The following is a 13,746-nucleotide window of genomic DNA, read 5'->3' as shown; positions in this document are numbered from 1 at the left end:
ACCCGAGCGCCGCGCGAAAAGGACCGGACATGATCGACGAGACCCGCCTGCGCCGCCTCAAATTCCGCGCCTGGCACCGGGGCACGAAGGAAGCGGATCTGATGATCGGCGGGTTCTTCGATGCCCACGCCGCGAGCTTCACGCAGGCGCAGGCCGATCTGTTCGAGGCGCTGCTCGAGGAAGAGGATGTCGACATCATGGCCTGGGCCATCGGCACACTTCCCTGCCCCGCGCGTTACGAAGGCGCGATGATGGAAGCGATGCGCAGGCTTGATTATGTCCCGATTGCGAAGTGAGCCCTCCCCTTTCTTGACCCTCCCAACCTCCGTTCGGTTCGAGCGTAGTCGAGAACCAGCGGGCCAACGCCAATCCCAAAGCGCTACCCGTGTCTCGACTTCAGCCTCTGGCTGAAGTTTATCCTGAGCGCCCGCCCTGCGGGCAGTCGAAGGGCTCGACACGAACGGAAGGCAGAGTCGAACACACTAATGACCGACATTTCCCGCATCATCTCGGCCAAAGCCCCGCTCACGCTCTCCGGCGTGCCCGCGGGCTTCCTGCCCGTGCTGCTCGCCGACCTCGCTCGCGCGGCGAAGGAGCGAGCCTGCTTCATCGCCGCAGACGGCCAGATGGCCGATGCGATTGCGCAGACCGTCCGCTATTTTGCGCCGGAGCTGGAAGTGGTGAGCATTCCCGCCTGGGACTGCCTGCCTTACGACCGCGCTTCCCCTTCGCTGCGCGCCGCATCCGAGCGGCTGGCGGGCCTGCACGCCTTGCAGGGCAAGCCCAAGGGTCCGCAGCTGGTCATCACGACCGTCAACGCGGTCACGCAGAAGACGCTGACGCCTTTCCGCATCCGCCAGATGGTCGCCCGCCTGGCTCCGAGCGAGCGGATCGCCATCGACCGGTTGGTCAGCCTGCTCCAGTCCAACGGCTATGTCCGCACCGATACGGTGCATGACGCCGGCGAATATGCCGTGCGCGGCGGCATCGTCGATCTCTATCCCTCGGGCGAACCCGGCCCGCTGAGGCTCGACTTCTTCGGCGACGAGATCGAGACGCTGCGTCGGTTCGATCCCGCGACCCAGCGCACCACCGGTGCGGTCGATGGCTTCATGCTCCTGCCCGCCTCCGAGGCGCTGCTCGATGAGGAGAGCATCAAGCGCTTCCGCAGCCGCTACCGCGAGATGTTCGGCGCGACCGCCACCGGCGATCCGCTGTATCAGGCGGTGAGCGACGGGCGGCGTCTAGCCGGCATGGAGCATTGGCTGCCGCTGTTCGAGGACCGGCTCGTCCCGCTCGCCGAGCATCTGCCGGAGGGAACGCTGTGGATTCGCGAGGCCGGCACTGCTGGCGCGGCCGAGGCCCGCTTCGAGGCGATCCGCGATTATCACGCCAATCGCACGACCGCCGCGGCGGCCTCGCCGGGCAGCTATCGCCCGCTGCAGCCGGATCAGCTCTATCTGACTGCCGATCAGTGGGCGCAAAGTATCGAGGCGCTGCCGATCCATTTCACCTCCAGCTTCCACGAGCCGGAGAGCGCCCATGTGCTCGATTTCGGCGTGGACAGCGCCCGCGACTTCGCACCCGAGCGGGCGCAGGGCGGCAATGTCTATGAGGCGGTGGCCAAGCATCTGGAACAAAGCCAGCGCAAGGGCCGCAAGCGCATCATCGCCAGCTACTCCATCGGCGCGCGCGAGCGACTGAAGGGCTTGCTTGAAGATCATGGCGTGCGCGGCGTTACGCTGGTCGATAGCTGGCAGGAAGCGCTCGGCGCCCCCACCGGCCGCGTCGCGCTGGCCGTGCTGCCGCTCGATCACGGCTTTGCCAATGCCGAATTGGAAGTGCTGACCGAGCAGGACATGCTCGGCGATCGTCTGGTGCGGCGTCAGAAGCGGCGCAAGAGCGCGGATGCCTTCCTGGCGGAACTCGCCACGCTCACGCCTGGCGATCTCGTCGTCCATGTCGATCATGGCATCGGGCGCTATGAGGGCCTGACCTCGATCCCGGTCGGCAAATCGCCACATGATTGCGTGGCGCTGGCTTATGCCGGCGGCGACAAGCTCTACGTGCCAGTCGAGAATCTCGACGTGCTCTCCCGCTACGGTTCGGGCGAGGACGCGGTCGCGCTGGACAAGCTCGGCGGCGAGGCCTGGCAACGCCGCAAGGCGCGGATGAAGGAGCGCATCCGGGAGATCGCCGGAGAGCTGCTTGCCACTGCTGCGCAACGGGCCCTGCGGGCTGCGACTGCCTATGAGGCGGAGAGCGCCGGCTATCCCGCCTTCGTCGACCGCTTCCCCTATGAGGAAACGGAAGATCAGGATCGCGCGATCAGCGATGTGCTTGACGATTTGGCCGCCGGCAAGCCGATGGACCGGCTGGTTTGCGGCGACGTGGGCTTCGGCAAGACGGAGGTCGCGCTGCGCGCTGCCTTCGTTGCGGCGATGGCCGGGGCGCAGGTCGCGCTCATCTGCCCGACCACCCTGCTTGCGCGCCAGCATCACCTCAATTTCGAGGAGCGGTTCCGCGGCTTCCCGCTCAAGGTCGGGCGCCTCTCCCGCCTTGTCGGAACCACCGAGACCAAAGCGACCAAGGACGGCTTGGCCGACGGCACCATCGACATCGTGATCGGCACCCATGCCCTGCTGACCAAGGGGCTGGAGTTCAAGCGGCTCGGGCTGGTGATCGTGGATGAGGAGCAGCGCTTTGGCGTCGTTCACAAGGAGCGGCTCAAGCAGCTCAAGGCGGACGTCCACGTCCTCACCCTCACCGCAACGCCGATTCCGCGTACCCTGCAAATGGCGATGAGCGGCCTGCGCGAACTGTCCGTCATCCAGACACCGCCTGTGGATCGCCTCGCCGTGCGCACCTATGTCATGCCCTGGGACGACGTGGTGCTTCGCGAGGCGCTGCTGCGCGAGCATTATCGCGGCGGCCAGACCTATTTCGTCGTGCCGCGCATTTCGGACATGCCGGACATGGAGGATTTTCTCCGCGAAAAGGTGCCCGAAGTGCGCGCCATTTCCGCCCATGGCCAGATGTCGGCCAGCGAGGTCGAGGAGCGCATGTCGAACTTCTACGAGCGCAAATATGATGTGCTGCTCTCGACGACCATCGTGGAATCCGGTCTCGATATTCCGAGCGCCAACACCATCATCATCCATCGCGCCGACCGTTTCGGCCTCGCCCAGCTCTACCAGCTGCGCGGCCGCGTGGGCCGATCCAAGACGCGCGCCTATGCCTATATGACGACCCCGGCCGACCGGTTGACGACGGAGACGGCCGAAAAGCGGCTGAAAGTCCTGTCCGATCTCGATACGCTGGGCGCCGGCTTCCAGCTTGCCAGCCATGATCTCGACATTCGCGGCGCGGGCAATCTCGTCGGCGACGAGCAGAGCGGCCACATCAAGGAGGTTGGCTTCGAGCTTTACCAGTCGATGCTGGAAGAGGCGATCATGGAAGCCAAGGCCGGCGGCGCCGCGCTCGCCCCCGCGCCGGACAAATCCTCGCCGCAGATCAATGTCGAGGCGCCGATCATGATCCCGGAGGATTATGTGCCGGATCTCGACCTGCGCATGGGCCTCTACCGCCGCATCAACGAGCTGGAGGACAAGGGCGCCATCGAGGCCTTCGCCGCCGAGTTGATCGACCGCTTCGGCCCGCTGCCCGACCCCACCCAGAATCTGCTGACGCTGATCGACGTGAAGCTCAATTGCCGCAAGGCGGGCATCGCCAAGATCGACATCGGCCCGCGCGGCGCGCTGGTGAGCTTCCAGAACGACCAGTGCCGCAATCTCCCGGGCCTGATCGGCTACGTCCAGAAACTCGGCGCCATCGCCAAGCTGCGGCCCGACAGCAAGCTGGTCATCCAGCGCGCCTGGGGTGATCCCAAGGCACGGCTGAATGGGGCGCTGAAGCTGAGCCAGGGGTTGGCGAAGAGTATTGGTTGAGGGGTGGATTACCGCGACAGCGCGCGATGTGGGTATGTGTTGGCACGACGCCGTAGGGTCGGAAGCAGAGAATCCGGATTGTCAGCTTTCCATCGCCCTGAAGAGCCATCATGGCTCATATCGATAGAAACTGCCCGCCTCCGAAAAGCTGTGGCAACCGGCCTTCTTCAACCTTCACCGTTCCTGCTGAGTAGGATCTGAGGTGCGCAGCAGGCGCGTATCGAAGGGCCGTCTCGAAGCATCCCAGTGCACGGGCCGGCCCTTCGATACGCCGCTTCGACAAGCTCAGCAGCGACTGAGGACGAACGGAGGGAGCGCCCACAATGGCGTCGCGCCTCATCAGTCCGCATTCAACACCATGGTCGGACCACAGCCGTAGCCGCTTTGAAGCGGTGACGAAGGATAGACGAGCGGCCAGTTTGGGCGTGGGAAGCAGACATTGACCATTTCAATCGATGCGTGGAAAATCGGTGTAAGATGAAGCGCTGGTCAGACCTATCACCAACCGCACGAACTGGCATGGGTATAGTAGCGCTGGTGGCGATACCGCTTTGGATCGGGCAAGCATGGTTGATGGGCCTTTTTAGCTTGTCAACTGAGCGATCACTAGAAGGGGCACCGCCGGCTTTTGAGCAAACGACCAGCAGCGATGTCGAAAGCCTGAGCTTCTGTTTGGGAAAGAACTACAGTGGTCGATTGGCACTGGCCCATGTCCGTTCACCCTCCTCACCGGCTAAAGCTTTGCGGTACAGGAACAGGTCGCAGCATATCGTAGTGGATGTTTTTCCTTCGGGGGATCGAACGAGCGTTAGGTTATACAAGCTGAATGGTCGGGCGTTGGCTGCAATCCATCGCAAGGCTGTGCAGAGTTGCATTCCAGAAAACAATTTCCCTGCTGCGGGCGACCCTCGGAACCGGAATTTCTACGCAAAGTGAATGTCCGCAACGGCGCCGTATCCGGACAGGCAGGTATTTTTAAGCCGCACCGGATAGCTGACGTTCTCACCGTCAACCCAGCCTGATGACCGCCTCTGGAAGCGTCCCGCCCGAACCGTCCTACTCAATCCATAGCCCATGCGCCCGGTGCCAGTCTTCCAGCCCCTCGTCTGGATAGCCGTCGAAGCACTGGTCATCCGACCCGATCTGCGGCTCGACCCAATTCGCCTTTGATCCGAGCATCATGTGCACCAGCGACGGCGGCTTGGGCAAATCGCTGTCGATCGCGGAAGCGAAAGGGTGGAGCAGGTCGGGATACTCCGGGCTGAACACCCAGAGCGCGCTCGCACAGGCGGGGCAGAAGTGTCGCTCGCCGGTGCTGACGCGGCATCCGCCTTCGCCATCGTCCAGCGTAGCGTGATAGACGGCGGTCTCGCCTTCCACCTTGAGCGTGCGCTTGTCGGCGTGGAGATTGATGGCATAGCCGCCACCGCCGGCGGTCTTGCGGCAGATCGAGCAATAGCAACGCAGAAATGGCACCGGCGCGTGGCTGTCGACGGAAAAGCGCACGGCGCCGCATCGACAGGAACCTTCGAGCTTGAGGGGCATGGCACAGTCCTCCCTTGTGATCGTCTCTCAAGCTGAACCGCTGCCCTCCCCGCCGGTTCCCTCAGCGTCCATCGCGCGCTTCCCCTTGCGGCCACTTAATCCTTGATCTGCGCGCGCATCCTCCGCATGGCGAGCGCGCCCGGTGCCCGGCCCATGTCCGGTGGCCGCGTGCCCTGGCAGGAGATGTCCGCCCGTGATCGTTCGCAACCGCCTTGGCTTGCTCGAAGTGCTGTTCGCCTACCGCGGCACGATCATGCCGCATATCCAGCATCGGCTGGCGGGCATCGCCGTGGCCAGTGTCGCGGCCATTCTCGCGGCCCGCGCCTGGCCCGGGCTGTTCGCGCAGATCAGCGGCATTCCATTCGCGCTGATCGGCCTGTCGCTCTCTATCTTCATGAGCTTCCGCAACAGTGCCTGCTATGATCGCTGGTGGGAGGGCCGCAAACAGTGGGGTGCGCTGATCATCGCGAGCCGCTCCTTCGCACGGCTCACGTCCTCGCTGCCTGAGGAGGAGCGCGCCCCGCTGCTCCGCGGCGTCTGCGGCTTCACCAACGGTCTTGCAGCCCGCCTGCGTCAGCACGACGAGGCTGCCGCCATCGGCCGGTGGGTGAACGATGGACCATGGCGCACCTCCCCGAACCCGACCGACACGGTGCTTTATGAGATGGGCGCACATTGCCTACGCCTCGCAGCCGACGGGCAGATCAACCCCATCCACCACTCGCTCATCGAGGGCCAACTCAAGGCGCTCAGCGATGTGCAGGCGGCCTGTGAACGGATCGCCAGCACGCCGGTTCCGTTCACCTATTCGCTCATCCTCCACCGTACGACCTATGTCTTCTGCCTGTTGCTGCCCTTCGCCCTGGCTGGTTCGCTGGGCTGGTGGGCCCTCATTCCGGTGCTGGTGGCGAGCTACACCTTCTTCGGGCTGGATGCTTTGGGCGATCAGCTGGAAGACCCGTTCGGCTATGATCCTAACGATCTGCCGCTCGATGCGATGACACGGACGGTCGAACGCGAAATGCTCGCCCGCCTCGGCGCGACCGACCTCCCCGCACCCATCGCGCCCGATCAGCACATCCTGACCTGATCGCTCGCCCGTGCGTGGGGCTACACGCAGCTCACCAAACCGTGAGATATTTGGCCGATCCGTGTTGACGTGGCTCGATTCGTTTCCTAAACGTTCTCCGTCCGTTCCATATTGGGGAACCACTCATGTTGACCGCCAAGCAACAGCAACTGCTCAGCTACATCAAGCAGCATCTCGATCAGGGTGGCGTCTCGCCCAGTTTCGAGGAGATGAAGGAGGCGCTGGACCTCAAGTCGAAGTCCGGCATCCATCGGCTGATCAGCGCGCTGGAAGAGCGCGGCTTCATCCGCAGGCTGCCCAATCGTGCGCGGGCGCTCGAAATCCTTAAACTGCCCGATGGTATGCCCGTGGCGGAGCGGACGGAAGAGCCGGCGGCGACCACCAACGTGACCCCGCTGCGCAAGGCGACCACCGCGCCGGCGCGGACCATCCCAATCGCCGCCAATGACGTGATCGAAATTCCGCTGCATGGGCGCATCGCTGCCGGTCTTCCCATCGAGGCGATGGAGAGCGACACCATGCTGCCGGTCCCGGCCGCATTGCTGGGCGCCGGCGATCATTACGCGCTGGAAGTCTCCGGTGACTCGATGATCGAAGCGGGGATTTTTGACGGTGACTTCGCGCTGATCCAGCGGACCGAGACGGCGCGCGACGGCCAGATCGTCGTTGCCCTCATCGACGAGAATGAAGCGACGCTCAAATATTTCCATCATGACGGCCGCAAGGTGCGGCTCGATCCCGCCAATCGCGACCATGAGCCGCAAACCTATGAGGCGCGGCAGGTACGCATTCAGGGTCGGCTCGCGGGGCTATTGCGGCGCTATAACTGAGACGGGCGATATGGGGCGCCGGCTCTAGCGCGAGCCGGTACCCACGATCCAGGGATGGCGGCCGCGCGGGTCGTGGCCCGGCACGATCTCCCGACTGTCGAGCAGGATCAGTGCGCCGCCCATAGCGCTCAGCGCTGGCCGATCCAGCTTCGCCCAGCGCGGCACACATCCGGGCGGGAGGCGCCGGTCCGCGATCACCAGATCAGCCTGTGCGCAGGCGGCCACCAGCTCGGGATAGGGAACGAGCAGGCGCGAGCGACTGATCAGCAGGTGAACCGGCGGCTGGTCAGCACGGCCCGGCAATGTCATCGCGCACATGTCCCGCGTGCATCGCGTGTCCGGCGCCTGCGCGAGAGACGCAAACTCGCCGTCATAAGCGCTCGCCTCGGCCAAAGTCGTCCGAACATAGTCTCCGCTTCGGTCCCGCAACAGCGCCATGCGCCCGTCGCCCAGACGCACGGCCACATGATGACCATCGGCGGTGACGAGCACGTCGGCGGACGGTGCCAGAAATGTCAGGAAAAACCCAAGCGCCGCCAGAGGCAAGCCCCACCAGCGGAGCGCCGTGTGCCAGAGCATCACCCACAAGAGGCCGATCATGGCGAGCGCAAAGGCCAGTCCGCTGGAGACGGGCAGCGACAGCGTCGCAAAGGGCTGACTGGCGACAGTATGCGCAATCCATAGCAGGAATTTGAGCGCCACGCCGACGACCCACCAGACCGGCGCCCCCAGCCCGACGGCATCGAGCACCAGCGCGAGCACCTCGGCGGGCATTACCACGAAACTTGTGAGCGGAATGGCGATCATATTGGCCGCAGCGCCAAGCAGGCCCGAGCGATGGAAATGGGCAAAGGCAATCGGCGTCAGCACCAGCTCCACCAGCAAACCGGTCGCCAGCAAGGCACCCAGGCTGCGGGTCCAGCGTTTTATCCGCCCCTCATCGCGTCGCTCGTACAGCCGCCGTGCGGGGGGATATTCGTAAAGCGCCACGATTGCGGTCACGGCAACGAAGCTCATCTGGAAGCTGGGGCCGATGACAGCCTCGGGCCAAAAGATCATCACGATCAGCGCGCCGGTCGCGATCAAGCGCAGCCCGATGGCCTCACGGCCCAGAGCCATGCCCGCGATTACCAGCAGAGCGGCAATGCACGAGCGGATCGTCGGCACCTGCGCCCCGGTGAACACAGTGTAGCCGATGCCCGCCGCGCCGCCCACGCAGGCGGCGATCATCAGCACCGGCCAGCGCAGCGCAAGGGTCGGCGAAAGCGCAAGCAGACTGACCATGATGAGAATCACGCCGCCGATCAGCGCGGAGACGTGCAAGCCACTGATCGAGAGCAGATGGGCAAGCCCGCTGCGCCGCATCGCGTCCGCATCCGCCTCACTGATCCAGTTCTGATTGCCCGTGGCGAGCGTGATCGCGATCGTCCCTTCCGGTCCCGGCAACCGCGCGGCGATGTGGTGGGCGAGAGTCGCGCGCGCATCCCCGCCAGCGGTTGCCGCATCGAGGCGCTGCACTTTGCCGACTGCCCGCCCGGTAGCGCCGAGGCCGGAAAAATAGGCCGTCCGCGCAAAATCATAAGCGCCCGGCAGGGCAGCCGGTGCAGGCGGCATTAGCCACGCTCGGACGGCAATGCGGTCCCCTGCGGCAATCTCCTCTGCCATCTGATCGGGCGCCGCGTTGATGCGGACCCGCGCCGGCAGATCGGGCCGGGATAGCGGCGCGACCTCCAGCCGCACCAGTCCCCGTGCAGCCAGGGGCGTCGCCGAGAGGACGCGCGCCTCCATCTCCACCACCGCGGCGCGTGCGAGCGGTGGCTGCGCCACGAGCAGCGCTTTAGCCCAGATCAGCAGACAGCCCGCCGCCAGCAGCACCGCGCCGACGGCCAGCGCAGCAGGCAAGCGTCCTCCGCGCCCCACGGCGCCAAACGCGGCGGCGGCGCCCAGCCAGAAGGCGATCCACGCCATCCACTGCGGCGGCGCAGGCAGGGTGAACCAAGCGATAATCCCGGCGCCCAGCAGGATCGGCACCCACAGTGGCAGTTGCGCCCGCTCGGCCTCCAGCACCGATTCCGCTCGCGCATGAAGCCGTCCCAACCAGACACTGCTGCGGCGCAACAACGGTATTTGTCGAGCCGGAAAAGGCGTGCTAGGGGCATTCTCGTTCACTAGGAAACCCACCCGCGACATAAGGGAAAAGCAGGCATAGCGTGGCAGAAGGACGGAAACAAACAGGCACGGTCGTCACCCGCTTTGCCCCCTCGCCTACGGGATATCTCCACATTGGCGGCGCACGCACGGCGCTGTTCAACTATCTTTTCGCCCGTCACCACGGCGGCAAGTTCCTACTGCGCGTCGAGGATACCGACCGCGCCCGCTCAACCGAATCCGCGATCGAGGCGATCTTCGACGGCTTGAGCTGGCTGGGTCTTGCAGGCGATGACGAACCGGTCTTCCAGTTCGCGCGTGCGGCACGCCATGCCGAGGTCGCCAACGCCCTGCTCGACGCCGGCCATGCCTATAAATGCTTCGCGACTCCCGAAGAGCTGGCAGCCCTGCGCGAGCAGCAACGCGCCGCGCGTCAGCCGATGCGCTACGACGGGCGCTGGCGCGACCGCGATCCCGCCGAAGGCGGCGATGCCCCCTATGTCATTCGCCTGAAGGCGGCCCGCGAGGGCGAAACCGTCATCGAAGATGCCGTGCAGGGCCGTGTGGTCGTGCAGAATGCCGAGCTGGACGACATGATCCTGCTCCGCTCGGACGGCACGCCCACCTATATGCTGGCCGTCGTCGTGGACGATCATGACATGGGCGTCACTCATGTGATCCGTGGCGATGACCATCTCAACAACGCCTTCCGCCAGCTCGGCATCATCCGCGCGATGGACTGGCCCGAGCCGGTCTATGCGCACATCCCGCTGATTCACGGGCAGGATGGCGCCAAGTTATCCAAGCGGCATGGCGCCATGGGCGTCGATGCCTATCGTGACGAGCTGGGCATGCTGCCCGAGGCGGTGAACAACTATCTGCTGCGACTCGGCTGGGGCCATGGCGATGATGAGATCATCAGCCGCGAGCAGGCCGTCGAATGGTTCGATCTGCCGGGCGTGGGTCGCTCGCCGTCGCGATTCGACCTCAAGAAGCTCGAAAATCTGAATGGCCATTACATCCGCGAGGCCGATGACGGTCGCCTCGCTCTGCTCGTCGCCGAGCGGATGGATCCGCTGGACGACGATGCCGCGGCCCAGGCCCGGCTGCACCAGCTTGCGGCGATCATGCCCGCGCTCAAGCCCCGCGCCAAGACGCTGCTGGAGCTGACCGACGGCGCCGCGTTCCTGTTTGCCAAACGGCCGCTCGCGGTCGAGGAGGCTGCCGCCAAGCTGCTCGACGAGAATGCCCGAGCTCTGCTCGGCACGGTGGTCGAGCAGCTGCGGGCGCTGCCAGATTGGTCACTTGAGTCGCTTGAGGCGGCCATCCGCGCGATCGCGGAAGAGGCAGGCCTTGGCCTTGGAAAGATTGCACAGCCACTGCGCGTTGCTTTAACGGGACGGACGACGTCGCCCGGTATTTTCGACGTGCTACTCCATCTTGGTCGGGACGAAACCTTGGGCCGCCTGCAGGATCAGGCCGGACTCCTCCAGGCTTCCGGGTCCGGGCCGCAAATTTGAGCAATAAGGGGTGAAGGAATGAGCGACAGCACAGTCAAAATGACCGTCGAGGGCAAGGATCTCGAATGTAAGGTCGTGGAAGGTTCCGTCGGCCCCAAGGTCATCGACATTCGCAAGCTCTATGCCCAGACGGGCATGTTCACATATGATCCCGGCTTCACCTCGACGGCGAGCTGCGACTCGGCACTGACCTATATCGATGGTGATGAGGGCGTGCTCCTTCACCGCGGCTATCCCATCGATCAACTCGCCGAGCAGTCGAGCTTCATGGAAGTGGCCTATCTGCTGCTGCGCGGCTCGCTCCCCTCAAAGGACGAGTTCGAGCTGTTCGAGCGGACGATCACGCGCCACACGATGGTGCACGAGCAGCTCTCCACCTTCTTCCGCGGCTTCCGCCGCGATGCGCACCCCATGGCGATCATGTGCGGCGTGGTCGGCGCGCTGTCCGCCTTCTACCACGACTCCACGGACATCACCGATCCGCACCAGCGGATGATCGCGAGCCACCGTCTCATCGCCAAGATGCCGACGCTCGCGGCGATGGCGTACAAATATTCGGTCGGTCAGCCCTTCGTCTATCCGAGCAATGACCTGAGCTACACCGGCAACTTCCTGCGCATGACCTTCTCGGTGCCCGCCGAGGAATATGTGGTCGATCCCGTCGTCGAGGCGGCGATGGACAAGATCTTCATCCTCCATGCCGATCATGAGCAGAATGCCTCGACCTCGACCGTGCGCTTGGCCGGTTCCTCGGGCGCCAATCCGTTTGCGTGCATTGCGGCGGGCATTGCCTGCCTGTGGGGTCCGGCGCATGGCGGCGCCAATGAAGCGGCGCTCAACATGCTCCGCGAGATCGGCACCGTGGATCGCATCCCGTCCTACATCGCCCGTGCCAAGAACAAGGACGATCCGTTCCGCCTGATGGGCTTTGGCCACCGGGTCTACAAGAACTACGATCCGCGCGCGAAGGTGATGCAGGCGACCGCCAAGGAAGTGCTGGACAAGCTTGGCGTCAGCGACCCCATCTTCGACGTCGCCCGCGAGCTGGAGCAGATCGCGCTGCACGACGAATATTTTATCGAGAAGAAGCTCTACCCGAATGTGGACTTCTACTCGGGCGTGATCCTGTCGGCGATCGGCTTCCCGACGGACATGTTCACGGTGCTCTTCGCCCTCGCCCGCACCGTCGGCTGGGTCGCGCAGTGGAACGAGATGATCTCGGACCCAGAGCAGAAGATCGGCCGTCCCCGTCAGCTCTACACCGGCCCGACGCAGCGCGATTATGTCCCGATGGACAAGCGCTGAGCCTCAGCTGGCTTATTCATGGATTAGAAAAAGGGGCGCCCGAAGCGCCCCTTTTTTCTTGCCGATCAAATTCGAAAACCAAGCCGCGCCGCAATGGGGCGCAGAAGCTCAGGCGGCTTTGCGGGTCTTGGCGAGCTTCTTGAGCAGCATGTCGCGCTTCAGGCGAGACAGATGATCGATGAAGAGAATGCCTTCGAGATGGTCCATCTCGTGCTGCAGGCAGGTCGCGAGCAGCCCTTCCAGCTCTTCCTCATGAATCCGCCCCTGCCGATCCATCCAGCTTGCGCGAATGCGCGCTGGCCGCTCGACCTCGGCATATTGGTCCGGCACAGAAAGGCAGCCCTCGTTGTAAACCGAGCTTTCGGGGGACCCATCAAGGATCTGCGGATTGATGAATACCAGCGGATTCTTGACCGGCGGGGCGCCTTCCTCATCGGACTCGGGCTCCTGCAGATCGATCACCAGCACCCGCTTGGGCACGCCGACCTGGATGGCCGCCAGCCCGATACCCGGGGCATCGTACATGGTGTCGAACATGTCATCGATCAGCGTCTGCAAATCATCGTCGATCGCCTCGACGGGCGTCGAAATCGTCCGCAGAATCGGGTCCGGGGTCTCAAGGATCGGTCTAATGGCCATGCTGTCCAGATATGAAAGCCAAGGCGCGAGATCAAGCCGTTGTTAACGCTTTGTTCCGATCAGGCTGATCGAACGCGGCAGGATCTGCCCGCGTATCCGCCCCTCAACCAATCGGCCGCCGCGCCCGCAGCGCCTGCGCCAGCGTGCCCTCATCAAGATAATCGAGTTCGCCCCCGACGGGCACGCCATGGGCCAGTTGCGTCAGCCGCACCGGGTAGGCCTCCAGCCGCTCGGCGATGTAATGGGCGGTCGTCTGCCCCTCCAGCGTGGCGTTCATCGCCAGCACGACTTCATCAATGCCGCCATCGGCGACGCGTTGGACAAGGCTGGCGATCGACAGGTCTTCGGGCCGCACGCCATCCAGCGCGGAGAGCCGCCCGCCCAGCACATGGAACCGTCCCGGGAACAGGCGCGACTTTTCCAGCGCCCAGAGATCCGCCACATCCTCCACCACGCACAAAGCGCGGGCATCGCGGCGAGGATCGGCGCAGATGGCGCAGGGATCGATGGTATCGACATTGCCGCAGACCGAACAATGCACCATCCGCTCACTCACGCTTTCCAGCGCCCGCAGCAGCGGGACCATCGCCGCGTCGCGCCGCTGCAGCAGGTGCAGCACCGCCCGCCGCGCCGAACGGGGGCCAAGGCCGGGCAGCCGGGCAAGCGCCCGCGTGAGCGCGTCGATCTCTGGCGAGGACATGACTGCCAAATAAGGGCTTGCG

The 13,746-nt window shown here is 64.5% G+C and carries 10 protein-coding genes; 6 read left to right on the top strand and 4 right to left on the bottom strand.

The window, feature by feature from the left end; translation table 11 throughout:
* The first annotated feature begins 29 nt into the window (after positions 1 to 29).
* On the top strand, positions 30 to 296 hold the full coding sequence (locus M2339_RS04380) for a succinate dehydrogenase assembly factor 2 (protein WP_264573056.1): 267 nt from the start codon (positions 30 to 32) through the stop codon (positions 294 to 296).
* 189 nt (positions 297 to 485) lie between these two features.
* Positions 486 to 3,947, top strand: a complete 3,462-nt coding sequence (gene mfd, locus M2339_RS04375) for a transcription-repair coupling factor (protein ID WP_264606164.1) — start codon at positions 486 to 488, stop codon at positions 3,945 to 3,947.
* Between the two features lie 1,056 nt (positions 3,948 to 5,003).
* Here the strand turns inward: mfd and M2339_RS04370 are convergent.
* Positions 5,004 to 5,492, bottom strand: coding sequence for a GFA family protein (locus tag M2339_RS04370; RefSeq protein WP_264587369.1), 489 nt, complete (start codon positions 5,490 to 5,492; stop codon positions 5,004 to 5,006).
* Positions 5,493 to 5,685: 193 nt separating this feature from the next.
* Here M2339_RS04370 and M2339_RS04365 point away from each other — a divergent pair, with 193 nt between their 5' ends.
* Positions 5,686 to 6,582 carry a bestrophin family protein gene (locus M2339_RS04365; protein ID WP_264587370.1) on the top strand — a complete coding sequence of 299 codons (897 nt, stop codon included), beginning with the start codon at positions 5,686 to 5,688 and terminating at the stop codon, positions 6,580 to 6,582.
* A 125-nt stretch (positions 6,583 to 6,707) separates the two neighbouring features.
* Positions 6,708 to 7,412 (top strand): transcriptional repressor LexA, encoded by a 705-nt coding sequence (gene lexA, locus M2339_RS04360; protein ID WP_264587371.1) that lies wholly within the window; start codon positions 6,708 to 6,710, stop codon positions 7,410 to 7,412.
* A 24-nt stretch (positions 7,413 to 7,436) separates the two neighbouring features.
* Here the strand turns inward: lexA and M2339_RS04355 are convergent, their stop codons facing one another.
* A complete protein-coding gene (locus tag M2339_RS04355; protein ID WP_264606163.1) occupies positions 7,437 to 9,530 on the bottom strand; it encodes a ComEC/Rec2 family competence protein in 2,094 nt (697 codons plus the stop codon).
* A gap of 92 nt (positions 9,531 to 9,622) precedes the next feature.
* On the opposite strand from M2339_RS04355, the gene gltX reads away from it, so the two are divergent.
* Both gltX and M2339_RS04345 read left to right on the top strand, forming a co-directional pair.
* Positions 9,623 to 11,080 carry a glutamate--tRNA ligase gene (gene gltX, locus M2339_RS04350; protein WP_264587373.1) on the top strand — a complete coding sequence of 486 codons (1,458 nt, stop codon included), beginning with the start codon at positions 9,623 to 9,625 and terminating at the stop codon, positions 11,078 to 11,080.
* A gap of 18 nt (positions 11,081 to 11,098) precedes the next feature.
* Positions 11,099 to 12,385 (top strand): citrate synthase, encoded by a 1,287-nt coding sequence (locus tag M2339_RS04345; protein WP_264570636.1) that lies wholly within the window; start codon positions 11,099 to 11,101, stop codon positions 12,383 to 12,385.
* Between the two features lie 108 nt (positions 12,386 to 12,493).
* On the opposite strand, the gene def is transcribed toward M2339_RS04345, so the two are convergent.
* Positions 12,494 to 13,024: a peptide deformylase gene (gene def, locus M2339_RS04340; RefSeq protein WP_264587374.1), complete on the bottom strand. Its 531-nt coding sequence runs from the start codon at positions 13,022 to 13,024 to the stop codon at positions 12,494 to 12,496.
* 103 nt (positions 13,025 to 13,127) lie between these two features.
* Positions 13,128 to 13,724, bottom strand: a complete 597-nt coding sequence (gene recR / locus M2339_RS04335; protein ID WP_264588363.1) for a recombination mediator RecR — start codon at positions 13,722 to 13,724, stop codon at positions 13,128 to 13,130.
* Positions 13,725 to 13,746: the final 22 nt, after the last annotated feature.

Origin of the sequence: Sphingobium sp. B2D3C (genome assembly GCF_025961835.1) — a bacterium.
Lineage (GTDB): Bacteria > Pseudomonadota > Alphaproteobacteria > Sphingomonadales > Sphingomonadaceae > Sphingobium.
The sequence above is the reverse complement of the archived record's forward strand: the minus strand, read 5'-3'. Positions and strand labels throughout refer to the sequence as shown.

Excerpts from the sequence above, each read along its gene's own strand:
- M2339_RS04345 (WP_264570636.1), top strand. The coding sequence starts at position 11,099 with ATGAGCGACAGCACAGTCAAAATGACCGTCGAGGGCAAGGATCTCGAA.
- M2339_RS04370 (WP_264587369.1), bottom strand. The coding sequence starts at position 5,492 with ATGCCCCTCAAGCTCGAAGGTTCCTGTCGATGCGGCGCCGTGCGCTTT.
- M2339_RS04380 (WP_264573056.1), top strand. The coding sequence starts at position 30 with ATGATCGACGAGACCCGCCTGCGCCGCCTCAAATTCCGCGCCTGGCAC.
- mfd (WP_264606164.1), top strand. The coding sequence starts at position 486 with ATGACCGACATTTCCCGCATCATCTCGGCCAAAGCCCCGCTCACGCTC.
- recR (WP_264588363.1), bottom strand. The coding sequence starts at position 13,724 with ATGTCCTCGCCAGAGATCGACGCGCTCACGCGGGCGCTTGCCCGGCTG.
- def (WP_264587374.1), bottom strand. The coding sequence starts at position 13,024 with ATGGCCATTAGACCGATCCTTGAGACCCCGGACCCGATTCTGCGGACG.
- lexA (WP_264587371.1), top strand. The coding sequence starts at position 6,708 with ATGTTGACCGCCAAGCAACAGCAACTGCTCAGCTACATCAAGCAGCAT.